The organism is Dellaglioa sp. CoH-55-MRSF-8, assembly GCF_056782195.1.
The window spans coordinates 1-232 of the sequence record NZ_JBXAYH010000276.1; the positions used below are offsets into that span (position 1 = coordinate 1).

General features: G+C 65.1%; 1 protein-coding gene. It reads left to right on the forward strand.

Features of this window, described 5'->3' with window-relative positions; translation table 11 throughout:
* On the forward strand, nt 1–232 hold a 232-nt coding region (locus tag AC1RPW_RS08725; RefSeq protein WP_481769568.1), incomplete at both ends, for a hypothetical protein.

Consider the following 232-nt stretch of genomic DNA (forward strand, 5'->3'; position numbering starts at 1 on the left):
GGCCACCGGCGACAGCATCATCATCATGAACGAGATCTTCACCTCGACGACCGTGAGCGACGCGATCTTCCTCGGCACACAGATCCTCGACCGGATAATCGCTCTCGGTGCGCTCGGAGTGTGCGTCACCTTCGTCGACGAGCTCTCCACCCTCGGCCCGGAAACCGTCAGCATGGTCGCCGACGTCGACCCGGCCGACGTCACCACCCGCACCTTCCACCTCAGCCGGCGC